The following is a 23,224-nucleotide window of genomic DNA, read 5'->3' on the forward strand; positions in this document are numbered from 1 at the left end:
GCATGAGGTGGAAGAGAAGGAAGATCAATGACGGACAAGCGTGTTCCAGCTGGTCAGCGCGGTCGAGGCGCAAGCCCGACAGAGGCAGACGGAACAGGGACAGCCGAAACTGAGGCAGGCGGAACTGGGGCAGGCGGAACCGAGGTGGCATCCACCGCCACCGAGTCCGTGCCGCCCGCGCCCGGCACCCGGCGCCCCGGCGGCCGTACGGCCCGCACTCGCGCCGCCGTCCGCGACGCCGTACTGACCGGCCTCGCCGACCACGGCTACCCGGGCCTCACCGTCGAGTACGTCGCCGATCACTCCGGCGTCCACAAGACCACGCTGTACCGTCGCTGGGGCGGTCTCGAAGGACTGGTCGCCGACGCCCTGGACATGGCGGGCGAGGACTCGTGGGTTCCGCCGGACACCGGCAGCCTGGAGGGCGATCTACGCGAACTCGCCCGCGAGGTGGTCGACTCCTTCTCCGACAGCTCGGCCGCCTCCGCGCCCACCGCGTTCGTCGCTGCGGCCTTCCAGTCGGAGCGGGCCGCGCAGGCCCTGCACGCCTTCTACGCCGAGCGGTTCACCCGCTGCACGGCCGTGGTCGCACGGGCGGTGGAACGCGGAGAGGCGGACACGGACATCGACGCGGCGGCCCTGGTCCGCGCGGTCTCCGCGCCTCTCCTGCTCCGTGTGTTCATCACCCGGGAGCCGATCGACTCGGCGCTCGCCGACCAGTCGGCGGCCGCGGCACTCGCCGCCACGCGCGCCGGTGCCTACAACAGGCGATGACGATTCCTCCGCGCCGACCACCCGTACGCCACGATGGGGACCGGAAGAGTCACACTGTCCAAGCCGGTTCCAGCTCGACGATGTCGCCCGCGAGGGCCGCGACATCGGCGTCTGTCTGAGCTCTCAGCGAGAGTCGCTCCACCCGCTCGGCCCGGTACTTCCCGTGCTCGGCGGCCGACTGCCACATGGAAAGCACCATGAACTCGTGTCCGGGTGCCTCTCCGAAGAGGCCCCGCACCATCCCCGGCGATCCGGCCATCGCCGGATTCCAGACCTTCTCCTGCATCAACGCGAAGTGGTCGACGCGTGCTTCACGGATGCGGCAGTGCGCCACCCGCACCACGTCCGCGTCCGTGAAGCGCGGCTCGAACCCTGTCTTCACGTCGAAACGGTGGTCGAAGAGCTTGGCCTGGAGGTTTCTGTAGGTGCCTCCTTGCGCGGCCGCCAGGCGGTCGTGCGAGCGAGCCATGAAGGAGTCGTAGAAGGCGCGGCTCTCCCAGAAGGCGAAGACATGGGCCACACCCGGCCGTCCCCGACTCCACCCCCCGCCTTGTCCTCGAAATCCCGGCTCGCCCAAAAGCCCCGCCCACTTCCGCTGCCCTCGCTCGAACCCCCTACGGTCCACCACGGTGCAGCGAATCCACTTGACCAGCACCGCGCCATCGTACGGCGCGGAGCATGGCCCGGGTCACGCTCCGGCGTAGTGCACCCGGATCAGCGTGGCCATCTCCTCGGCAGTCAGCTCGACACCGAACTCCTGAGCGAGAATATCCGTCAATTCGCCCACAGGAACGCTTCGTTCGGCCACCGAGCCGTCAGGATGCGTCACCGAAAATCGATCGCCGACCAGGCTGCGCCTCGCCTGCGGGCCGGCCTTCTGCACCACGGGGCGACGCATGAACGACGACCTCGGGTGGGTCGAGGTGTAGTGGTTCATGACTACGTAGTCGACGGGCAGGCGCGGTTCCCCCGTGTACGCGTAGAGGTCGAACCACCCGTCGGACCGCCACGTCCGCAGCACCAGAACGCCGTTGACCTCCCGGTCGAGCCGGAAGCGCCACTCTCCTTGCCGTGATTCGGTTCCTTCACGCAGCGGGATCGGCTCCAGGAGTCCGTCGCCGCCGAAGCCGACGTCGCAGTGCCACTCCTCGCCGTCCGCCTCGACCTTGAGGAGCATGTGCGTCACCGCGCGCGTGGCGGACGCCCCGGCCCTGACCCTGGCGCCAAGTCCGGTGACACTGAAGCCGATGCGCTCCAGGGCCGCCGCGAAGAGCAGGTTCTGTTCGTAGCAGTAGCCGCCGCGCGGCCTGAGCACCAACTTGTCCTGGAGGGCCGCCAGTTCGAGCGGGACCGGTCGGCCAAGCATCATCTCCAGGTTCTCGAAGGGAATCGCCGCCACATGCGCCCGGTGCAGCGCGCGCAGCGTCTCCAGGTCCGGCTTCAGCTCTCCCTTGTGCCCGAGTCGCGCCACGTAGGAGTCGATATCGAGTTCTTCCCCGTTCCATGTCATGGGGCAATGATCCGCATCACCGGATCCCGCGCCAACCGGCTGTCGTACGCCGTAGCGTGTGCCTTGGACTTGCCGAGCGAGTCCACCGTGGTCAGAGCACGAGAAGGGGGAAGTCCGGTGAGCAGTGTCAACAAGGGGATCTCGAAGGTCGAAATCGGTCTCAAATGGGATCCGAGCCCGGCCGGAGAGCCGCCCAACGATCTCGACATCATCACCGCGACGTACGCGACGGACGCTCCGTACGGCAGCCCTGTCTATCTCGTGCACTTCGACAGCCGCTCACCGGACGGCACCATCACGCTCAACCGCGACAGCAGGACGGGACAGGGCTTCGGTTTCGACGAGGTGATGACCCTGGAGCTCGACCGGCTCTCGTCCACGTACTCCCGGGTCGTGGTGGGCGTGGCGATACAACAGCAGGAAGAGCAGAGGGTGTTCGGCGACATCGCGAACACGATGGTCCGGATCCGTGAAGGTCACACCGACCTGGCCCAGAGCGACTTGGGCGACGTCTCGCGGTCCACGGCTGCGGTCATCGCCGAGTTCGCACGGGACGAGTCCGGAGCATGGTTGTTCCGCGAGGTCCTCCGGGGCTTCGACGCCGACCCGACGTCGTTCGCCGCACTCATGGGAAGCGAGCTCTGACGCTGCGCCGGAGGCCTTCCTGTTGGCCTGCGGACAGGTCGCCACGGTCTGATACCACCCGGACACGGCGAAGGGGACCGACGGTGCGTCGGTCCCCTTCGTGCGCTGTGGATCAGCTGCCGCTACGGGTCAGCCACCGCTGCGCGTCAGCACCCCTTGAGGGTCTGGCCGGAGGCGCGTCCGACCAGACCCCACCGGGTCAGCTGCAGCCGCTGGTCGAGCCGCAGCCCTCGCAGATGTAGCAGGAACCGGCCCGCTGCATCTTCGTACCGCAGGAGAAGCAGAGCGGGGCGTCGGCCTGGATGCCCAGCTGCATCTCGACGAGCTCGGCGCTGGTGTGCGCCTGCTGCGAGGCAGGCACGACCGCCTCGGCCTTAGGCGTGGAGACCGCCTTCAGCGCCTCGGTCTGCCGCGGGGCGGACTGGGCAAGACCCTCGACGTCGACCTCGTCCTCGGCGGGCTCGTACGAGCCCGTCTCCAGGTGCCGCTGGCGCTCCTCGGCGGAGTGGATGCCGAGCGCGGAGCGGGTCTCGAAGGGCAGGAAGTCCAGCGCCAGGCGGCGGAAGATGTAGTCGACGATCGACTGCGCCATCCGCACGTCCGGGTCGTCCGTCATACCGGCCGGCTCGAAGCGCATGTTCGTGAACTTGGAAACGTACGTCTCCAGGGGCACGCCGTACTGCAGACCGACCGAGACGGCGATGGAGAAGGCGTCCATCATGCCCGCGAGGGTCGAGCCCTGCTTGGACATCTTCAGGAAGACCTCGCCGAGACCGTCGTCCGGGTAGGAGTTGGCGGTCATGTAGCCCTCGGCGCCACCCACGGTGAAGGAGGTGGTGATCCCCGGGCGGCCCTTGGGAAGGCGCTTGCGGACGGGGCGGTACTCGACCACCTTCTCGACCGCGGCACGGATCGTGTCCTCGGTCTTCTCGGTGACCTCGGCCTTCTCCTGCTCCTTCTTCTTGGCGGAGAGGGGCTGGCCGACCTTGCAGTTGTCGCGGTAGATGGCAAGCGCCTTGACGCCCATCTTCCAGGCCTCGTAGTAGACCTCTTCGACGTCCTCGACGGTGGCGGTCTCCGGAAGGTTGACCGTCTTGGAGAGGGCGCCCGAGATCCACGGCTGGATCGCGGCCATCATGCGGACGTGCCCCATCGCGGAGATGGAACGCTCGCCCATGGCGCAGTCGAAGACTTCGTAGTGCTCGGTCTTCAGACCCGGGGCGTCGATCACGTTGCCGTTCTCGGCGATGTGGGCGACGACCGCCTCGATCTGCTCCTCCTGGTAGCCCAGGCGACGCAGCGCCTGCGGCACGGTGCCGTTGACGATCTGCATCGAGCCGCCGCCGACGAGCTTCTTGAACTTCACCAGGGCGAGGTCCGGCTCCAGGCCCGTGGTGTCGCAGGACATCGCGAGACCGATGGTGCCGGTCGGGGCGATGACCGACGCCTGGGAGTTACGGAAACCGTTCTTCTCACCGAGGCGGACGACGTCCTGCCAGGCCTCCGTGGCGGCGGCCCAGATCGGCGAGTCCAGGTCGTCCATGCGGACGGCCGAGGCGTTGGCGTCGGCGTGCTGCTTCATGACGCGCTTGTGCGGCGTGGCGTTGCGGGCGTAGCCGTCGTACGGACCGACGACCGCGGCGAGCTCCGCGGAGCGCTTGTACGACGTACCCGTCATCAGCGACGTGATGGCACCGGCGAGGGCACGGCCGCCGTCGGAGTCGTACGCGTGACCGGTGGCCATGAGCAGGGCGCCGAGGTTGGCGTAGCCGATGCCCAGCTGACGGAAGGCGCGGGTGTTCTCGCCGATCTTCTGGGTCGGGAAGTCCGCGAAGCAGATGGAGATGTCCATCGCGGTGATGACCAGCTCGACGACCTTCGAGAAGCGCTCGGAGTCGAAGGACTGGGTGCCCTTGCCGTCGTCCTTCAGGAACTTCATCAGGTTCAGCGAGGCGAGGTTGCAGGACGTGTTGTCCAGGTGCATGTACTCGCTGCACGGGTTCGAGCCGTTGATCCGGCCGGACTCCGGGCAGGTGTGCCAGGCGTTGATGGTGTCGTCGTACTGGATGCCGGGGTCGGCACACGCCCACGCGGCCTCGGCCATCTTGCGGAAGAGCGACTTGGCGTCGACCTCCTCGATGACGTCGCCCGTCATGCGGGACGTCAGGCCGAACTTGCCGCCCTCCTCGACCGCCTTCATGAACGTGTCGTTCACACGGACCGAGTTGTTGGCGTTCTGGTACTGGACGGACGTGATGTCGTCCCCGCCCAGGTCCATGTCGAAGCCCGCGTCACGCAGGGCGCGGATCTTCTCCTCTTCCTTCACCTTGGTCTCGATGAAGCCCTCGATGTCGGGGTGGTCGACGTCGAGGATGACCATCTTGGCCGCGCGGCGCGTGGCGCCACCGGACTTGATCGTTCCTGCGGAGGCGTCGGCACCGCGCATGAAGGAGACGGGACCCGAGGCGTTGCCTCCGGAGGACAGCAGTTCCTTGGAGGAACGGATGCGGGACAGGTTCAGGCCGGCGCCGGAGCCGCCCTTGAAGATCATGCCCTCTTCCTTGTACCAGTCGAGGATCGACTCCATGGAGTCGTCGACGGCCAGGATGAAGCAGGCGGACACCTGCTGCGGCTGGGGCGTTCCGACGTTGAACCAGACCGGCGAGTTGAAGCTGAAGATCTGGTGCAGGAGGGCGTACGCCAGCTCGTGCTCGAAGATCTCGGCATCGGCGGGCGAGGCGAAGTAGCTGTAGTCCTCGCCGGCCTTGCGGTAGGTCTTCACGATGCGGTCGATCAGCTGCTTGAGGCCGGTCTCGCGCTGCGGGGTACCGACGGCCCCGCGGAAGTACTTACTGGTGACGATGTTGACCGCGTTCACCGACCAGAAGTCGGGGAACTCGACGCCACGCTGCTCGAAATTGACCGAGCCGTCGCGCCAGTTGGTCATGACGACGTCACGGCGCTCCCAGACCACCTCGTCGTACGGATGCACGCCGGGCGTCGTGTGGATGCGCTCGATACGCAGACCCTTGCTGGCCTTGGATCCCTTGGCGCGGGAACCTCGTGCCGGGCCGCTCGTCGTCTCGGTCATGCCGCCTCCCTGTATCAGGCTAAAACGCCCTGAAGTGCCACGTTCTTCCCGTGGCACGGATGTGTGTCTGATGTTGCGGGCATCGCAGATGACACCCACAACAGGTCTGGTTCGCCGCCGGCCGGTCGGTCAGCCGGTCAGTCGGCGGCGGTGGCGGGCACCGGGACTTCTACAGTCCCTCCGGGCCCGCAGTCATTCACGGCGCGCTCTCCGTCCGCGTCGCACGGCTCGGCGTCGAGCCGCTGTTCCCTCAGCTCCCCGATGGCGGCCTCGAAGTCCTCGAGCGAGTCGAAGGCCCGATACACGGACGCGAAGCGCAGGTAGGCGACGAGGTCGAGCTCCTGCAGCGGACCCAGTATGGCCAGGCCCACGTCATGAGTGGTCAGTTCGGCACTTCCGGTGGCGCGCACCGCCTCTTCGACCCGCTGGCCGAGCAGAGCGAGGGCGTCCTCGGTCACCGGCCGCCCCTGGCATGCCTTGCGGACGCCATTGATGACCTTCGTACGACTGAAGGGTTCGGTCACGCCGCTGCGCTTGACCACCATCAGTGAGCACGTCTCCACGGTCGTGAAACGACGGGAGCAGTCGGGGCACTGACGGCGCCTGCGGATCGACGTGCCGTCGTCAGTGGTGCGACTGTCGACTACACGGCTGTCGGGGTGCCTGCAGAAGGGGCAGTGCATGGAACTCCCAACCCTCCTTCACGGCACGACTCATAAGCTTCAACAGGCCCTCGGGGCCCTCGAAGCAGCCCCAAGCATAGGCGATCCCCGGAGCCTCGAAAGACCAGGGACCACAACTTCTGGGCCGCTGTTGCAATCCAACCACTAGATCTGGGGTTTGGCCGCTTTTCCGACACCAATCGCGTGTCGCGCCGCCTCAGACCGTGACAGGCATACGCAGCCGCGCCCGCACCGCCCGGAAAGGGGGCCGGTGCCGGGCTGACGGGGCGCCGGATGGCACTATGGAGGCTCCACCGAGGGGCTGGCGTCCCGGCGGTGAAGCGTACCGTAATGAACCGAATTGGCATTCGGTCCGAGCGCTAGCCATACACCTGGGCACATGATCACGTCAGGTAATCTGCAATTTTTCACTCGAACGTGTGTTTGGCGCAACCTTTCGAAAGCAACTACCGTTGGCTAGCTAGGGAGAGAACATCTCGAGAGGGGCCGACCGACGTGACCACCACCGCAGACAGCGCCACCATCACTGCCCAGGACCGCTCCCAGAGCCGACTCGAGCCGGTGCATGCCATGAATGACGCAGCCACGAACCAGGAGGGGCCCAAGCCCACACGCTCCCTGCCGGGCCGACCTCCAGGAATCCGCGCCGACAGCTCGGGGCTCACCGACCGGCAGCGCCGGGTGATCGAGGTGATCAGGGATTCCGTCCAGCGGCGGGGGTATCCGCCGTCCATGCGTGAGATCGGGCAGGCGGTCGGGCTCTCCAGCACGTCGTCGGTCGCCCACCAGCTGATGGCCCTGGAGCGCAAGGGCTTCCTCCGCCGCGACCCGCACCGCCCGCGCGCGTACGAGGTGCGCGGCTCGGACCAGCCGAGCAGCCAGCCCACCGACACCACGGGCAAGCCAGCCGCTTCGTACGTCCCGCTCGTCGGCCGTATCGCCGCAGGTGGGCCGATCCTCGCCGAGGAGTCGGTGGAGGACGTCTTCCCCCTCCCCCGGCAGCTCGTCGGTGACGGAGAGCTCTTCGTGCTGAAGGTCGTCGGCGACTCGATGATCGAGGCCGCCATTTGCGATGGCGACTGGGTCACCGTGCGCCGCCAGCCCGTCGCCGAGAACGGCGACATCGTGGCGGCGATGCTGGACGGCGAAGCCACGGTCAAGCGCTTCAAGCGCGAGGACGGTCACGTGTGGCTGCTGCCGCACAACTCCGCGTATCAGCCGATCCCCGGCGACGAGGCGACGATCCTCGGCAAGGTCGTGGCGGTGCTGAGGCGGGTGTGAGAGACCGCCCCTGACCGGGCCCCGGGACCAACTGCGCCGGTTCCGGGGCCCTGCTGTATCCGGGGGGGGCACGGCCTGCTGTATCCGGGCATCACCCGGACGCCAGGCTCCACCAGGTAGAGCGAGGCGCCCGGGCAGAGCGAGGCTAGGCCTCGTCCGCCACCTCCGCCTTGTCCGCCACCTTCGTATCGTCCGCCGCCTTCGCCACAGCGTCGATCGCGGCCAGGGAACGACGCACCTGATTGCGGTCCGTCGTGTACCAGAAATCGGGCAGTGAGGCCCGCAGGTAGCTGCCGTAGCGCGCGGTGGCCAGGCGGGGGTCCAGGACGGCCACCACGCCGCGGTCGCCTGACGCCCGTACGAGGCGGCCCGCGCCCTGGGCCATCAGCAGGGCTGCATGGGTCGCCGCGACGGCCATGAAGCCATTGCCTCCGGCCTCGTCCACCGCCTTTTGGCGTGCGCTCATCAGCGGGTCGTCGGGGCGCGGGAACGGGATCTTGTCCATGATCACCAGCTGGCAGCTGGCACCCGGCACGTCGACGCCCTGCCACAGGGAGAGTGTCCCGAAGAGGCACGTCTGCGGGTCGGCGGCGAAACTCTTGATCAGCTCGCCCAGGGTCTCCTCGCCCTGCAGCAAAATGGGCTTGTCCAGACGGCCCCGCAGCTCCTCCGCGGCGCTCTGGGCGGCACGCATCGAGGAGAACAGCCCGAGCGTGCGGCCACCGGCCGCCTCGATCAGCTCTGCCAGCTCGTCGAGCATGTCACTGCGCGTGCCCTCGCGTCCCGGACGGGCCAGATGCTTGGCGACGTACAGGATGCCCTGCTTGCCGTAGTCGAACGGCGAGCCGACGTCCAGGCCCTTCCAGACGGGGGCGTCCTCGGATTCGATGCCCTCCGGAGCGAGGCCCAGGGAGGCACCCACTCCGTTGAAGTCGCCGCCGAGCTTGAGCGTGGCGGAGGTGAGGATCACCGAACGGTCGGCGAAGAGCTTCTCGCGCAGGAGCCCCGAGACGGACATGGGCGCCACCCTCAGGGAGGCGCCGAAGCGCTCGTGCCGCTCGTACCAGACGACGTCGTACTCGGAGCCGTTCGTGATGCGCTCCGCCACGTCGTGGATCGATTCGACGGAGGCGAGCGCCTGCTTGCGGACCGCGTCCTCGTCCTGGACCGACTTGTCCCGGGTGGAACCCAGTGCCGTGATGACCGTGCGGGCGGCGTCGCGCAGGGCCATCAGCGCGTACCCGAGGTCCTCGGGGATCTCTTCCAGGCGGCCGGGCAGAGCCAGCTCCATCAGCCGCTCGAAGCCCTCGGAGGCGGTCTGGAGCTGGTCGGCCGCCTTCTCGTTGACGAGCTTGGCGGCACGCCGAACGGCGCGGGTGACCTGTCCCGGGGTGAGCTCGCCCGTGGCCACGCCGGTCACCCGGGAGACCAGCTCGTGCGCCTCGTCCACGATCAGCACTTCGTGCTGGGGCAGGACCGGGGCGCCTTCGATGGCGTCGATCGCGAGCAGTGCGTGGTTCGTGACGACGACCTCGGCGAGCTTGGCCCGCTCACGCGCGGCCTCGGCGAAGCATTCCGCTCCGTAGGCACACTTCGAGGCGCCGAGGCACTCCCTGGAGGAGACGGACACCTGCGACCAGGCCCGGTCGGAGACCCCGGGGGTGAGGTCGTCGCGGTCGCCCGTCTCCGTCTCGTCGGCCCAGTCCCGCATCCTCAGGAGGTCCTGGCCCAGCTTGCTGGTGGGCGCGGCCGCCTCGAACTGATCAAAGAGACCTTCTTCCTCTTCCTGCGGCACGCCTTCGTGGAGGCGGTGCAGGCAGAGATAGTTCGAGCGCCCCTTGAGCATCGCGAACTGAGGACGGCGGCGCAGCAGTGGATGCAGCGCCTCCACCGTCCTCGGCAGGTCCCGCTCGGCGAGCTGGCGCTGCAGGGCGAGGGTGGCCGTCGCGACGACCACCCGCTCCCCGTGCGCCAGCGCCGGTACGAGATAGCCGAGGGATTTGCCCGTGCCGGTGCCGGCCTGGACGAGCAGATGGGAGCCGTCGTCGATCACCTCGGCGACGGTCTCGGCCATGGACACCTGGCCAGGGCGTTCCGTGCCGCCGACAGCGGTGACGGCGGCGTGCAGGAGCTCGGGGAGGGAGGGCTTCGTCATAGCGCGACCACCCTACGGTGCCCCACTGACATTCCCGCGATCACGGCTGATGGAGGGGGTTGGGCACGGTTCCGTGCACGGCGGCGTGCGGCCGCTCGGGGCGGTCGCGGTACCCGTCGAGGTGGAGCCGGTTCCGGTTGAGGCACAGCCGCTCGATCCGCGGGGTGAGCAGGTCGAACATCTCGTACCGCTCCTTCATCTCCGGAGCGCGCGCCTGGTGCCGGAGGATCTCCGCCCGCACGAAGGACCAGAAATCGCGCTCCGGAACGCCCAGTTGTTCCTCACACAGCGGTGCGAAGTAGCGGAAGACGCCTACGAAGAGGCCGGAGTGGATGAACTGGGTGAGGAAGCCGGGCTGCTCCGTGAGCAGGACGTTCCGTACGTCCTCCGGCATGAAGTCGTGCTCCGGCAAGGGCTCGGCGCTGACGTTGACGTCATCGACGAAGTCCTTCACCGCGAGCCGTACGGGTACGTCGTTGTCGTCGAAGACGACGATGGCGTTCTCCCCGTGAGGGGAGAACACGGTGCCGTAGCGGTAGAGGAAGTGCAGCAGCGGGGGCAGCAGGGCGGCGAAGAGGCGCCGCAACCAGACGTCCGGGGCGAGCCCTGAACGCTCCACGAGTTCCCTGACGAACGTCCTGCCGTCCGGGTCGGTGTGCAGCAGCGAGGCCAGCGTGCGGGCGCGCTCGCCCGGGGCCAGATACCGGGTGATGGGCTCACGCCAGATGGCGCCGAGCAGTTCCCTGTACTGGTACGGCACTTCGGGCAGCGCGTCGTACACCGGGTGCTCGACGGTCACCGATGCGACTTCGCCGAGCAGGATCACACCGCACTCGTCGCGCAGGAAGGGATCGGTGTCGCGCAGCTGGTGCATCCACGCCGTGACGGCGGGCGCCGCGAGCGTACGCACGGTCGGCAGGCCGCGCCAGACCAGCGTGTTGAGCACCGACAGCGGCAACTTCACCGTGTGCCGGTCGGGTCGGGACGTGTTGAGGAAGGTGCGGATGGACTGCTGGGGCAGGCGCAGATCGCCGTCGGTGACGAGCGGCACGATGGTGTTCGCGGCCACGGACGAGGCGAAGAGCGGCAGGACGACGTCGTCCCACTGCCAGGGGTGGACCGGGAGGTAGAGGTAGTCCTGTGGGTCGAGCCCACGCGCGCGAAGTAAGTCCGCGAAGGCTTCCTGCGTGGCGGTGGACAATTCGCGGGCGTAGAGCTGCTGCGCGGTCTCCAGGCCTGCGACGCCGCGGTAGAGGCCGAGGTCGGTGTGGACGGCGATCCACGGCAGCGTCGTGGCGCGGCGGGCTTCCGGCGCCCAGCGGTCGGTGTCGCTCGCGGAGAAACCAATGCGCCCCTTGTTGAGGACGAGCCAGGGGTGGCCGGTCTGGTGTCCTTCCAGGTCCGCGTAGCTGAGATCGGCCAGCTGATCGGCGGTGAGCGCAGAGTGGTCGATCTTGGTGTCGGCACAGAGCGTGACGTTCAGCTCGCGGATGAGGTGGCCGAGGGTCGCGCCGTCGAGGCGCAGGGTCCGGCGGGCGAGCGCGAGGAATCGCAGCGGATCGCCGAACGGAACGGGCTGGTCGCCGCACTCGGCGAGGGCCACGCTGGCCGGGTCCACACACCAACTGCCGTACGCGCCGCGGCGGGCGCCGAAGGTGAGGTACGTGCCGTAGTGGCCGATCTGCGCCAAGGTCTGCCCCACCTCGGTGGATTCGAGGTCGAGGCGGTAGGTGTCCGCCTCGCCCAGCGCTTCCGGCACGGGCCGGATGATCTCCTCGTACGCGAACTCCCCGAGCATCTTGGCGAGCAGGCGGCGCCCCGCCCGTTGCCACCTGTCCTGGCTCAGCTCGGGTGGGTCGAAGAGCTCGGCGGAGGGATGGGGAATCTGACTGGCGGGCGGATTCGGCACGGGAACTCCTCAGGGAGGGAACCGGATCGGGTCGAGCGGTGTACTAAGAGTGACCGGGTCAGAGCACGGCGCGCAGGGCCCGGTCACGGACCATGAGCGCGGCTCGCTTGTCGGGCAGCTCCACTTCGGCGGAGAAGCGGAAGCCTGCGCTCAGGAATGCGGAGACGGAGGGGGTGTTGCGGAGGTCGGGTTCTGCTACGACACGTGCGCATGCGGGGCGGTGGTCGAGCACCAGGTCGGCCACGGCTCTCAGCAGCGAAGTACCAAGCCCGCGGCCGCGGTTGGCGACACCACCGATCAGGAGGTGGATTCCGGTGTCGTGCGGACGGGCGGGATAGTGCCGGGCCAGCGGATCGAGATCGGCCCGGTAGATCTCCCAGTAGCTCATCGGTGTGCCGTCGAGTACGCCCAGGCAGGGGACGCTGCGTCCATCGCCGTCGAGCTGGGGGCGCAGATGGGATTCCGTGACGGCCTCGGATCCCGCGAGTTCCCAGAAGGCCGCCACGGCGGGGTCGTTCATCCACCGACTGATCAGGGTGAGGTCGCGTTCCAGCCGGACGGGCACGAGTTGGAAGACCCCGGCCGCGGTCGTGGCAGGGCCCCATTGGGCGACGCCGTCGAGGAGGTCGTACGCGACGGATTCCTCGCTGCCGAGGGGGCCGGTCCGCGCAGCTCGGGCATCGGTCTCGGCCATCAGGCCGATGAGGTCGTCGGGCAGCCGCAGGTCGAGGGTGTCGGTGCTGTCGGCGCCCGCTGGTGCGGATGCCGTTCCGGCGTCAGTGCTCGCATCGGTGGGAGGCACGGCGTCGCTCCTGTCAGAAGTGGTGGGTCATGTTCCTCAGGAATGAAGGGGGTTGGCGATGGAGACATAGACGGACTGGGTGTCGACCGGGCCGACGAGCTCGTCGAGGCCGTGCAGTCGGGTCAGCAGGTTGGCCTTGCAGCGCAGCACGGGTGAGTCGAGCAGCGTCGCGGGCAGCGAGGTGCGCAGCCTGTCGGGGCCGGACGCGACGTCGCCGAGGAAGCGACGGAAGGCCGCGAGCAACAGCCTCTCGTCCGCGAGCCGTTCGACGCCGATGGCTCCGATGAGGCCGAGGACGTTGTTGATGCCGAGGTAGTAGGCGAACCGCTCGTCCGTCACCTCGTCGGAGACGAACGTGTCGCTGTCCTGTCCGATGCCGGGGAGGCGCCGGTCGAGTTCGGCGCGTCGGGACTCGCGGAAGTAGTAGCCCTGGTTGTCCCGGTAGCGGCCGGCCACCGGCCAGCCGTGGGGGTCAAGGAGGAGGAGCGTGTTCTGCTGGTGCGCCTCCAGGGCGACGCCCGCCTCGCTGTCCAGCCACAGCACGGGTCGGACGACGGTTTCGAGGTAGCGCAGGAACCACTCGGCGGCAACGGCGCCCCGGGGACGGCCCGTTCGTCCGGCGAGCCTCGTGATGGTCTCGCCCAGCCGGGAACGCATCGGGCGGCGACCGTGCTCCGCCGCCCGTGTCGATGGCCTGGGCGACACGAGTCCGGCGATGCAGGTGGCGTCGTCGCCCGGGCCGAAGGGATTGTGCCGGATCATGACGTCGAGCCCGGGGACGGGCGCGCCGTCGGATCCTGTGACGGCGAGCCAGGCGGGGTCGCGGACCACGTCGAAGCCCGGGTGGGCGGCCTGCCACTGCTCGGCGAGGCCGCTGCGCAGCAGCCGGTGGACCTCGACGCCGCGGTGGAGTTCTTTACGGAGATTCTCACGACGGGAGTTGGTGATGCGCAGGCCGAGCGAGAGCTTCAGCATGGCCGCGGCGCCCGAGCGGTAGAGGGTGCGCACGGAGGAGGTGGGGTACCAGGGGGCGCCATGGGGGCCGAGGTCCTGGAGGAGTCCGGCATCCAGGAGGTCGGCGGCTGCGGGGCGGTGCCGCAGTTCACGGATCTGCCAGGGGTGCACGGGCAGGGCCACGCGGCCGTCCGGCAACGGCAGTCCCGGTCCGGCGAGGCGGGCGGTGAGCTGGTCGGCCGGAAGGGGGCGGCCGCGCTCGGTCCAGGCCGAGTCCATGGCGAGCACGGACCGGTCGACCGCCAGCCAGTGCAGCGGGAAGGCGCCGCGCAGCTCCGGTGAGTAGAGCCGGGATTCGGTGTCGGACAGACCCTCGCGGCTCTTGGGGGTCGGATGCAGGGGGTGGCCGAGGAGCAGGGACTGTTCGGCGGCGAGGAAGAGGTCGGGCTCATCGACGGGGCTGTCGCGGCGGTCGGCGATGAACTCCGCGGTGCGGCGTACGGAGTCCGCGACGCGGCCGACGAGGTCGGCGCCGTCGACCTTGTCGACCATGCCGATGCTCTTGACGGCCTCGTCGGCACCGGCGTCCGCGGACGGGGCGGCCATGGCCTCGGCTCTGTCGAGTGTGGCCTCGGCCCGGTCGGGCGTGACTTCGGCCTGGTCAGGCGTGGCCTCGGCCTGGCCAGCCGTCGGCTCCGGCTCGGGCGGCTCCGCGGTCCGGGTCGTTGGGACCTCGGCGTCGCGGCGGGCGGTCTCGCGGCCGAGGAGTGCGGCGACGGTGACGGCGTCGACGGGAGGCGCGCTGTCCGGGCCGTCCGCCAGATAGGGGAGACCGAAGCGGTGCCAGCCGGTGGCCGACCAGTAGTGGACGGGGACCAGCAGGGCCGTGCCGCTCGCGGCCAGCGGGATGCGTAGGGCGCCCTGGTCCGGGGCGGGGAGGTTGTTCTCCCTGACCCAGCAGCGGAGCAGGTTCTCGACGGCCGCCGCCTGCGCGGCGGTGTGGGGGTCGGGGTGCTCCAGCAGATCGATGGAGATGCCGTGCAGGCGCTCGGCCTCCTGGCCGCCGCCCTTCTGCCGGGGGACCGTACTGGAATCCGCCACCAGTGAGGATTGCGTGCCGCCCGCGCCTGGGGCGTGGTGGTGGGGTCGGCCTTCGGATGCAGGGGTGGCGTTCAAGAGGGCTTCCTTGCGAGGTTGTTCGGGCTTGTTCGGGCTCCGTGTGGCGACTGGACTGGGCGCTTGTCGACAGTTCATGACCGCCGCAAAGGCCCCGGGTGTCCGCCTTGGCTATGCGTGGGACGGGCGCGCCGCGGCGGACAGCGCATCGGCAAGGCGGTCGAGGACTGCGGCTGCCTGTTCATCGGTGATGGTGAGAGGAGGAAGGAGTCGTACGACGCTGGAGTGACGGCCGCCGAGTTCGACGATGAGTCCGCGGCGCAGGCACTCGCGCTGGACGGCGGCGGCCAGTTCGGGGGCTGGTGGGTGGGGCTGGGTGATGCGCGGCAGAGCGTCCGGGGAGGGGCCACTTGGAATCAGAACCGGGGCGTGCTTCTTGCCTTGTGCCGGGATCGGGGCGGCCGGTGCCGGAGCCGGTGCCGCGTTCGAGGCAAGCGATACGTCCGGAGACGTCGCCAAGTCCGAGGCCAGGCCCGAAGTTGCCCCCTGGCCCGCACCGCACGTCGGACCTGCACCTCCCGTCGCCCCCGAGCCTCCCGCCGGACCTACGCCTCCCGCCAGGCCAGATCCGCCCACCGGGCCGGATCCTCCCCCCGTCGGGTCCACGAGTTCGACGCCGATCATCAGGCCCCGGCCTCGGACCTCGCCGATGCAGGAGTGTTCGGCCGCCAGGGAGCGCAGTTGGGTGAGCATGCGGGCGCCGAGGGTGGCGGCGCGTTCGGCGAGGCCGTTCTCGCGGACGTAGGCGAGGGTCGCCGTGCCCGCGGCCATCGCGAGTTGGTTGCCGCGGAAGGTGCCCGCGTGGGAGCCGGGCGGCCAGACGTCCAGGTCGTCGCGGTAGACCACGACGGCCAGCGGGAGGCTGCCGCCGATCGCCTTGGACAGCACCATCACGTCCGGGACGACGCCGCTGTGCTCGACGGCCCAGAAGGCTCCGGTGCGTCCGACGCCGGTCTGCACCTCGTCGGCGATGAGCGGGATGCCGCGCGCCGCGGTGATCTCGCGCATCCTGCGGAGCCATGCGTCGGGGGCCGGAAGGACGCCGCCTTCGCCCTGGACGGGTTCGAGGATCATGCCGGCCGGTGCGGGGACGCCGGACTTGGTGTCGTCGAGGAGGCTCTCGGTCCACCGGGCGGAGAGTTCGGCGCCGTACTCGCCGCCGAGTCCGAACGGGCAGCGGTAGTCCTGCGGGTAGGGCAGGCGCGCGACGCGTACGTCCGGTGCGCCGCCGGAGGCTTCGAGGGCCCCGGCCGTCATCCCGTGGTAGGCGCCGGTGAAGGCCAGCATGCCGTCGCGGCCGGTGGCGGCGCGGACCAGTTTCAGGGCCGCTTCCACCGCGTCCGTGCCCGCCGGGCCGCAGAACTGGATGCGCGCCCGGTCGGCCAGGCCGGCCGGCAGGGTACGGAAGAGCTCCGTGGTGAAGTCGTCCTTGACGGGGGTGGCCAGGTCGAGAACATGCAGGGGAGCCTCCGAGTCGAGGACCTTCCTGATGGCTTCGAGCACCACGGGGTGATTGTGGCCGAGGGCGAGGGTTCCGGCGCCCGAGAGGCAGTCGAGGTAGCGGCGCCCGTCCGCGCCCTCGATCGTCAGGCCGCGCGCGCGTACGGGCACGATCGGCAGGGCCCGCGCGTAGGTGCGCGCCGCCGACTCGCGCGCCGACTGGCGGCGCAGGATTCCCTCGTGCGCCGCGGAGTGCGCGCCGGAGTGTTCCGCGGGGGCTCCGGTGGCGGGTGGGGCGGGGTGCGTCGCGGAGTGCGCTGCGGATGCCGCCGCGGGCGCAGGATCGGTCACGGCCACGACTGTTGGTCCTCCCGCTGGGATGAGTGCGTCCCGCGTGGAGTCCGGGGGGCTCCACGCGGGCCTGCTCGGTGGCAAGTTGGCAGGGGGGATGAACGCATGGCTCTGGTCCCCCGTACGTACCAACGACGAGAGCCCCGGAGGATCACGGGTAATCAGAAGATCCTTGTCGTGACGGAACCGTTGCCCTTCCGTCGGCCGTCCCCAACGGCACCGGCATAGTGTGGGGTGCCGTTCATCAGGAACGGGGTGTTCCGCACCCGGCGACGACGGGCGCTCCACACCCGGTCGCAGCGGGTGCTCCGTGCCCGGATGTACGGCACTTTGGAACGATTTCTAGGCCCAGGGGGAATTTCACGATGCGACCCATACGTCCGCTCTCTACCGCTCGCGGCGGGAGGAGCAAGCGCTCCAGAACCTCCCCCGTGGCGGCCGCTGTGGCGCTCGGCGCGGCGCTCGTACTGACCGCCACGGCCTGCGGCCCCGGCGACGACAACGCCGGTGGCGACTCGTCCGCTTCGCAGCCCGGTGACAGTGGCGGCGACGGCAAGGTCACGATCCCGGACGGTCTGAAGGACAAGCTCAAAGAGCACGGCATCGACCTGGACGAGTGGAAGAAGGGCGGCTGGAAGAAGAACTGGGACAAGGACAAGTGGCTTCGCGAGGCCGGTGAGTTCGTCAACCCGATCATCAAGGACCTGTGGGACCCGGAGCGGATGCGGGACGCCGACAAGAATCCCGACCACGGGGTCGACGACAACGACATCTCCGGTGACCAGGGCGTCACGGACCCGACGCCGAAGCCCGTGGACGCGGCTGCCGTCAAGACGCCGTACCACGACCAGGTCGCCGAGTCCGGCAAGCTCTTCTTCGACGGTCCCGACGGTTCGATGGTCTGCTCCGCGACCGTCGTCAAGGACCCGGCCCACCCCGGCAAGTCCAACATGGTGTGGACCGCGGGCCACTGCGTGCACGCGGGCGCCAAGGGCGGCTGGTACCGCAACATGGTCTTCGTCCCCTCGTACAACAACAGCGGCAAGTCGGTCGAAGAGCTCCAGAACGCTCCCAAGGAAGAAGTCGCTCCGTACGGCGTCTGGTGGGGCGACTGGGCACAGACCTCCGACCAGTGGATCGAGCAGGGTGGCCCCACCGGCGGCCTGGGTGCCCCGTACGACTTCGCGGTCATCCACGTGACGCCCGAGAAGGGCGGTGACGGCAAGTCGCTGGAGGAGACGGTCGGTTCGGCTCTCCCCGTGGACTTCAACGCTCCCGCGGTGCCGCAGATCGACGGGATGACGGCGACCGGCTACCCGGCCGCACCGCCGTTCGACGGCCAGAAGGCGTTCCAGTGCGCCGACAAGCCGGGCCGCCTTTCGCTCAGCAAGCCCGACCCGACGATGTACCGCATCGGCTGCACCATGACCGGCGGTTCGTCCGGCGGCGGCTGGGTCGCCGAGGGCCAGGACGGCAAGCCCGCGCTGGTGTCGAACACCTCCATCGGCCCGGTGACGGCGGGCTGGCTCGCCGGTCCGCGCCTGGGCAAGGAGGCCAAGGGCGTCTACAGCTCGGTCAGCAAGAAGTTCGCCGGTCAGTAGTCGACTGGTCGGCGGCAGCGGACGTACGGCGGCGGGGCACCGGAAATCTTCACGACCCCGCCGCCGTTCGCCCTCAACCTCACAGGCATAGTGAGGTGTTGCGTCGATGTGGAGCTCCGCGGAGTGCCCGCTTCGACAGATGACACGTACATGGCAACCACACGTTCTCAACGGGGGTAACACCACCATGCGTTCCACTCGTGCGCCGTTCGCGCGCCGCCGTGGACGGGGCGTCGCACTCGCCGCCACCGGCCTCGCCGCGACCCTGGCGCTCACCGCCACGGGCTGCGGCCCGAGCGAAGACAAGGCGGGCGACAAGCCGGACGCCGCCGCGTCGCAGGGAGCCGACGGCGGCTCCGACTCCGGTCCCGACTCCAAACTGCCCGGCGACATCGCCGACAAGCTCAAGGACCACGGCATCGACCTGGATGAGTGGAAGAAGGGCGGCTGGAAGAAGAACTGGGGCAACGGCGAGTGGCTTCGCGAGGCCAAGGACTTCGTCAATCCGGTCATCGAGGGGCTCTGGAAGCCCGAGCGGATGAAGGACGCCAAGGACCCGAACAAGACGATCGCCGCGAAGGACGCGAGCGCCGACCAGGGCGCGACCGACCCGGAGCCGACGCCGGTCCAGGCCAAGCCCGAGAAGACGCCGTACCACGAGAACGCCGCCCCGGTGGGCAAGATCTTCTTCGACTCCCCCGACGGGTCGATGGTCTGCTCCGGCACCGTCGTGAAGGACCCCCGCAACCCGGGCAAGTCCAATCTCGTGTGGACCGCGGGCCATTGCGTGCACGCCGGTAAGAACGGCGGCTGGTACCGCAACATCACCTTCGTCCCCTCGTACAACGACCTGGGCAAGTCCGAGGCCGAGCTGGCCAACGCGGCCCCGCAGGAAGTCGCCCCCTACGGCCAGTACTGGGCCGACTGGATCTCGACCTCCAACGAGTGGATCGACGAGGGCGGCCCGACGGGCGGCGCGGGCGCGACGTACGACTACGCCGTGCTGCACGTGAAGCCCGAGCAGGGCGGCAAGTCGCTCGAGGAGACGGTCGGCAACGCGCTCGACGTCGACTTCTCGACCCCCTCGACGCAGACCGTGAGCTCGATGGGCGCTTGGGGCTACCCGGCCGCCCCGCCGTACAACGGCCTGATGATGCACAAGTGCGTCGACAAGCCGGGCCGTCTCTCCCTGTCGCCGTCGCTGCCGACGATGTACCGCATCGGCTGCACCATGACCGGCGGTTCGTCCGGCGGCGGCTGGTTCCGGGTCGTCGGCGACAAGACCAAGCTCGTGTCCAACACCTCGATCGGCCCGGCCGCCAACACCTGGCTCGCCGGACCGCAGCTGGGCAAGGGCGCCGAGCAGGTCTACGACATGATGAGCAAGAAGTACGGCTCGCAGTAGCCCTTCGAGCAGGAGCCCGTGCCGCACGCGAGCGGGCGGCACGGCCCGTACGAACGGAAGGCCCGTCCCCACCGAAGTGGGGACGGGCCTTCCGTCTGTCTACCGAAACGGGTCAGTGCGTGGCCGGCACATACGGAGCGAGCTCCACGGCAAGCTCCTCGTGCACCCGCGCCTTGAGCACCGTGCCCTCGGCGGTGTGCTCCTCGGAGAGCACCTCGCCCTCGGCGTGCGCCCGCGAGATGAGCTGGCCGTGCGTGTACGGAACGAGGGCCTCGATCTCGACCTCGGGTCGCGGCAGTTCGGCGTCGATGAGCGCGAGGAGATCCTCGATACCGGCACCTGTCCGCGCGGAGACCACGATCGCGTGCTTCTCGTTGCGCAGCAGCCGCTGGAGGACCAACGGGTCCGCCGCGTCCGCCTTGTTGACCACCACGATCTCGGGTACGTCGGTGGCGCCCACGTCCCGGATCACCTCGCGCACGGCGGCCAGCTGCTCCTCCGGCACCGGGTGCGAGCCGTCCACCACGTGCAGGATCAGGTCGGATTCGCCGACCTCCTCCATGGTGGAGCGGAACGCCTCGACGAGGTGGTGCGGCAGATGCCGTACGAACCCGACGGTGTCGGCCAGCGTGTAGAGCCGACCGCTCGGCGTCTCGGCCCGGCGCACGGTCGGGTCGAGGGTGGCGAACAGCGAGTTCTCCACCAGGACGCCCGCGCCCGTGAGTCGGTTGAGCAGCGAGGACTTGCCCGCGTTCGTGTAACCGGCGATCGCGACCGAGGGCACCTTGTTGCGTCGGCGCTCCTGCCGCTTGATGTCGCGGCCCGTCTTCATCTCCGCGATCTCCCGGCGCATCTTCGCCATCTTCTCGCGGATCCGTCGCCGGTCCGTCTCGATCTTGGTCTCACCGGGACCACGGGTGGCCATGCCGCCACCGCCGCCGCCACCCATCTGACGGGAGAGCGACTGACCCCAGCCGCGGAGCCTCGGCAGCATGTACTGCATCTGCGCGAGGGCGACCTGCGCCTTGCCCTCTCGGGACTTGGCGTGCTGGGCGAAGATGTCGAGGATCAGGGCGGTCCTGTCGACCACCTTGACCTTGACGACGTCTTCGAGGTGGATCAGCTGGCCGGGGCTGAGCTCACCGTCACACACGACGGTGTCGGCGCCGGTCTCGAGGACGATGTCGCGCAGCTCAAGGGCCTTGCCGGAGCCGATGTACGTCGCCGGGTCCGGCTTGTCGCGGCGCTGGATGACGCCGTCGAGCACGAGCGCACCCGCGGTCTCGGCGAGGGCGGCCAGCTCGGCGACGGAGTTCTCCGCATCCTGGACCGTCCCGGAAGTCCACACGCCGACGAGCACCACGCGCTCCAGACGGAGCTGTCGGTACTCGACTTCGGTGACGTCCTCGAGCTCGGTGGAGAGGCCCGCGACGCGGCGCAGGGCCGCGCGCTCGGAGCGGTCGAGCTGGTCGCCGTCCCGGTCTCCGTCGATCTCGTGGCTCCAGGCGACGTCCTCTTCCATCAGGGCATCGGCCCGAAGACCTTCGGGGTAGTTCTGCGCGAAGCTCTGTGCGTCCTGGGAAGGGGAAGAAGAGGAGGTCATTGGGTCCTTACGTCGATTCGTCGATGGGAATGCGGACGGCTGCCTGATCCGTCACCTTCGACAACGCCCCGGGCCGTCCGGAGATTCCCCGGACCGGCCTGAGCCGACCCTGAGATCTCCCCGAGGGGATGTCCCGGACGGGCCGCCGTGCCGACCTGAAGATGGTTGCACGGCACGCCCCGTCTCGTCACGCGGGTTATTGCGGGCTCCCGCACCGGGGCCGCCGCGGGCTCCGGCCCCTCACGCCGCCCGCCGCCCCGCTCCCGGTTACTTCCCGTCCGTCGTCGAGGTACGCCAGTCCGGGTGCCCCGGCATCGGCGGCGTCTTCTCCCCGTACAGCCAGGCCTTGAAGAATCCGCCCAGGTCACGCCCCGCTTCCTGGGACGCGAGCCGCACGAAGTCGTCGGTCGTCGCGTTGCCGTCCCGGTACTCGTGGACCCAGGCCCGCTCGATGCGGTCGAAGGCGGGCTGCCCGATCTCCTGCCGCAGGGCGTAGAGCACCAGCGCGCTGCCGTCGTAGACGACGGGCCGGAAGATGCTGATCTTCTGCCCCGGCGCGGGCTCCTTCGGCGCGGCGGGCGGCCCGCCCGCCGCGCGCCAGGCGTCCGACTGGCGATAGGCGTCCCGCATCCGCACCGCGAGCGGCCGCTGCGCCTTCTCCTGGGCGTAGAGCGCTTCGTACCAGGTGGCGTGGCCCTCGTTGAGCCAGAGGTCCGACCAGGACCGCGGGCTCACGCTGTCGCCGAACCACTGGTGCGCCAGCTCGTGCACCATGATCGAGTCGACGTACCACTCGGGGTACTCGGGGCGGGTGAAGAGCTCTCTCTCGAAGAGAGAGAGCGTCTGCGTCTCCAGTTCGTAGCCGGTCTGCGCCTGTGCGATCAGCACTCCGTACGCCTCGAAGGGGTAGCGGCCGACCTTCTTCTCCATCCACCCGAGCTGGCCGGGCGTCTTCTTCAGCCAGCGCTCCAGGGTCTTGCGGTCCTTGGTGGGCACCACATCGCGTACGGGGAGGCCGTTCGGCCCCTTCCGCCGGATGACGCTGGAGCGGCCGATCGACACCTGGGCCAGCTCGGTGGCCATGGGGTGGCGGGTCCGGTACGACCAGGTGGTGCCGCCTCCGCCGTGCCGGGTCCTGGCGACCGGGAGGCCGTTGGCGACCGCGGTGAGGCCCTTCGGAGCGGTGATCCGGAAGGTGAAGTCCGCCTTGTCCGAGGGGTGGTCGTTGCACGGGAAGACCAGGTGGGCGGCGTCGGCCTGGTTGGCCATGGCGAGCCCGTCCCCGGTGCGCACCCAGCCGCCCTCGGCGCCCTTCGCGGCGACCGGGTCGCTGGTGTGCCGCACGGTGATCAGCATCCGCTCGCCGGGCGCCACCGGGGCGGCCGGTGTGACGACCAGGTCCTCGCCGGTGCCGACGAAGCGGGCGGCCTTGCCGTTGACCTCGACGGAACGGACCTTGCCGTGCGCGAAGTCGAGATTCACGCGTTCCAAGGGAGCCGTCGCGCGCGCGTCGATCTTGGTCACGGCGTCCAGCGGCTTGCTGTTGTCGCCGCGGTAGGTGAAGGCGATGTCGTACGACGCCACGTCGTAACCGGGGTTGCCCAGGTGCGGGAAGAGCCGGTCGCCGATGCCGAGGGGGGTCGCGGGCGGCGGGGCGCTCGCCGCGATGAGGGCGGCGGACGCGGAGGCGGCGAGCAGGGCGACGGCAACGCGGCGCGTGCGGAGGGCCTTCGTCCTGGTGGCCTTGGGCCGAGGGGTGAGCAGCATGAACTACCGCTATCAGCGCAGGCCTTCCCCGGTGGGACGGCGCGCGCCGAGCCACTCGAACGAGTCGCGGACGGAGG

The 23,224-nt window shown here is 69.4% G+C and carries 16 protein-coding genes; 5 read left to right on the plus strand and 11 right to left on the minus strand.

All coding sequences use genetic code 11. The annotated features are described in order from the left end of the window. Positions 1-144: 144 nt before the first annotated feature. The gene (locus CP970_RS11180; protein WP_055544945.1) at positions 145-774 is read left to right on the plus strand and encodes a TetR/AcrR family transcriptional regulator; all 630 of its coding nucleotides are present in this window, start codon (positions 145-147) and stop codon (positions 772-774) included. A gap of 49 nt (positions 775-823) precedes the next feature. Here the strand turns inward: CP970_RS11180 and CP970_RS11185 are convergent, their stop codons facing one another. Together CP970_RS11185 and CP970_RS11190 are read right to left on the minus strand one after the other, a co-directional pair. Then, positions 824-1,429 carry a YdbC family protein gene (locus CP970_RS11185; RefSeq protein ID WP_055544946.1) on the minus strand — a complete coding sequence of 202 codons (606 nt, stop codon included), beginning with the start codon at positions 1,427-1,429 and terminating at the stop codon, positions 824-826. Between the two features lie 33 nt (positions 1,430-1,462). Further along, complete coding sequence (locus CP970_RS11190) at positions 1,463-2,284, minus strand: arylamine N-acetyltransferase family protein (RefSeq protein ID WP_055544947.1); 822 nt, start codon at positions 2,282-2,284, stop codon at positions 1,463-1,465. A 117-nt stretch (positions 2,285-2,401) separates the two neighbouring features. Between CP970_RS11190 and CP970_RS11195 the strand changes: the two genes are divergently transcribed. Continuing rightward, positions 2,402-2,929, plus strand: coding sequence for a TerD family protein (locus tag CP970_RS11195; protein ID WP_055544948.1), 528 nt, complete (start codon positions 2,402-2,404; stop codon positions 2,927-2,929). A 199-nt stretch (positions 2,930-3,128) separates the two neighbouring features. On the opposite strand, the gene CP970_RS11200 is transcribed toward CP970_RS11195, so the two are convergent. Further along, positions 3,129-6,020: a vitamin B12-dependent ribonucleotide reductase gene (locus CP970_RS11200; RefSeq protein ID WP_055544949.1), complete on the minus strand. Its 2,892-nt coding sequence runs from the start codon at positions 6,018-6,020 to the stop codon at positions 3,129-3,131. Between the two features lie 137 nt (positions 6,021-6,157). Then, positions 6,158-6,703 (minus strand): transcriptional regulator NrdR, encoded by a 546-nt coding sequence (nrdR, locus tag CP970_RS11205; protein WP_055544950.1) that lies wholly within the window; start codon positions 6,701-6,703, stop codon positions 6,158-6,160. Between the two features lie 495 nt (positions 6,704-7,198). Here nrdR and lexA point away from each other — a divergent pair, with 495 nt between their 5' ends. Then, on the plus strand, positions 7,199-7,984 hold the full coding sequence (lexA, locus tag CP970_RS11210; RefSeq protein WP_030778599.1) for a transcriptional repressor LexA: 786 nt from the start codon (positions 7,199-7,201) through the stop codon (positions 7,982-7,984). A gap of 145 nt (positions 7,985-8,129) precedes the next feature. Here lexA and CP970_RS11215 read toward each other — a convergent pair whose 3' ends face one another. The 5 genes from CP970_RS11215 to CP970_RS11235 form a co-directional block, all read right to left on the minus strand. Continuing rightward, complete coding sequence (locus tag CP970_RS11215) at positions 8,130-10,139, minus strand: ATP-dependent DNA helicase (RefSeq protein WP_055544951.1); 2,010 nt, start codon at positions 10,137-10,139, stop codon at positions 8,130-8,132. 40 nt (positions 10,140-10,179) lie between these two features. Beyond that, positions 10,180-12,048, minus strand: coding sequence for an IucA/IucC family protein (locus CP970_RS11220; protein WP_055544952.1), 1,869 nt, complete (start codon positions 12,046-12,048; stop codon positions 10,180-10,182). Positions 12,049-12,106: 58 nt separating this feature from the next. Then, positions 12,107-12,850 (minus strand): GNAT family N-acetyltransferase, encoded by a 744-nt coding sequence (locus CP970_RS11225; protein WP_055544953.1) that lies wholly within the window; start codon positions 12,848-12,850, stop codon positions 12,107-12,109. A gap of 36 nt (positions 12,851-12,886) precedes the next feature. Continuing rightward, positions 12,887-14,980: an IucA/IucC family protein gene (locus tag CP970_RS11230; protein WP_055544954.1), complete on the minus strand. Its 2,094-nt coding sequence runs from the start codon at positions 14,978-14,980 to the stop codon at positions 12,887-12,889. Between the two features lie 111 nt (positions 14,981-15,091). Continuing rightward, the gene (locus CP970_RS11235; RefSeq protein ID WP_398654927.1) at positions 15,092-16,777 is read right to left on the minus strand and encodes a diaminobutyrate--2-oxoglutarate transaminase family protein; all 1,686 of its coding nucleotides are present in this window, start codon (positions 16,775-16,777) and stop codon (positions 15,092-15,094) included. 359 nt (positions 16,778-17,136) lie between these two features. Between CP970_RS11235 and CP970_RS11240 the strand changes: the two genes are divergently transcribed. Together CP970_RS11240 and CP970_RS11245 are read left to right on the plus strand one after the other, a co-directional pair. After that, complete coding sequence (locus CP970_RS11240; RefSeq protein WP_063805978.1) at positions 17,137-18,372, plus strand: trypsin-like serine peptidase; 1,236 nt, start codon at positions 17,137-17,139, stop codon at positions 18,370-18,372. A gap of 187 nt (positions 18,373-18,559) precedes the next feature. Next, positions 18,560-19,777 carry a trypsin-like serine peptidase gene (locus CP970_RS11245; protein ID WP_055543623.1) on the plus strand — a complete coding sequence of 406 codons (1,218 nt, stop codon included), beginning with the start codon at positions 18,560-18,562 and terminating at the stop codon, positions 19,775-19,777. A 112-nt stretch (positions 19,778-19,889) separates the two neighbouring features. Here CP970_RS11245 and hflX read toward each other — a convergent pair whose 3' ends face one another. After that, the gene (gene hflX / locus CP970_RS11250) at positions 19,890-21,380 is read right to left on the minus strand and encodes a GTPase HflX (RefSeq protein WP_055543624.1); all 1,491 of its coding nucleotides are present in this window, start codon (positions 21,378-21,380) and stop codon (positions 19,890-19,892) included. 267 nt (positions 21,381-21,647) lie between these two features. After that, positions 21,648-23,147 carry a M1 family metallopeptidase gene (locus CP970_RS11255; protein ID WP_055543625.1) on the minus strand — a complete coding sequence of 500 codons (1,500 nt, stop codon included), beginning with the start codon at positions 23,145-23,147 and terminating at the stop codon, positions 21,648-21,650. Between the last annotated feature and the right edge of the window lie 77 nt (positions 23,148-23,224).

The sequence above is a fragment of the Streptomyces kanamyceticus genome (genome assembly GCF_008704495.1).
GTDB lineage: Bacteria > Actinomycetota > Actinomycetes > Streptomycetales > Streptomycetaceae > Streptomyces > Streptomyces kanamyceticus.

Bases quoted from the DNA above. Each gene is read 5' to 3' on its own strand.
- CP970_RS11245 (WP_055543623.1), top strand. From the start codon at position 18,560: ATGCGTTCCACTCGTGCGCCGTTCGCGCGCCGCCGTGGACGGGGCGTC.
- hflX (WP_055543624.1), bottom strand. From the start codon at position 21,380: ATGACCTCCTCTTCTTCCCCTTCCCAGGACGCACAGAGCTTCGCGCAG.
- CP970_RS11240 (WP_063805978.1), top strand. From the start codon at position 17,137: ATGCGACCCATACGTCCGCTCTCTACCGCTCGCGGCGGGAGGAGCAAG.
- CP970_RS11255 (WP_055543625.1), bottom strand. From the start codon at position 23,147: ATGCTGCTCACCCCTCGGCCCAAGGCCACCAGGACGAAGGCCCTCCGC.
- CP970_RS11190 (WP_055544947.1), bottom strand. From the start codon at position 2,284: ATGACATGGAACGGGGAAGAACTCGATATCGACTCCTACGTGGCGCGA.
- nrdR (WP_055544950.1), bottom strand. From the start codon at position 6,703: ATGCACTGCCCCTTCTGCAGGCACCCCGACAGCCGTGTAGTCGACAGT.
- CP970_RS11200 (WP_055544949.1), bottom strand. From the start codon at position 6,020: ATGACCGAGACGACGAGCGGCCCGGCACGAGGTTCCCGCGCCAAGGGA.
- CP970_RS11215 (WP_055544951.1), bottom strand. From the start codon at position 10,139: ATGACGAAGCCCTCCCTCCCCGAGCTCCTGCACGCCGCCGTCACCGCT.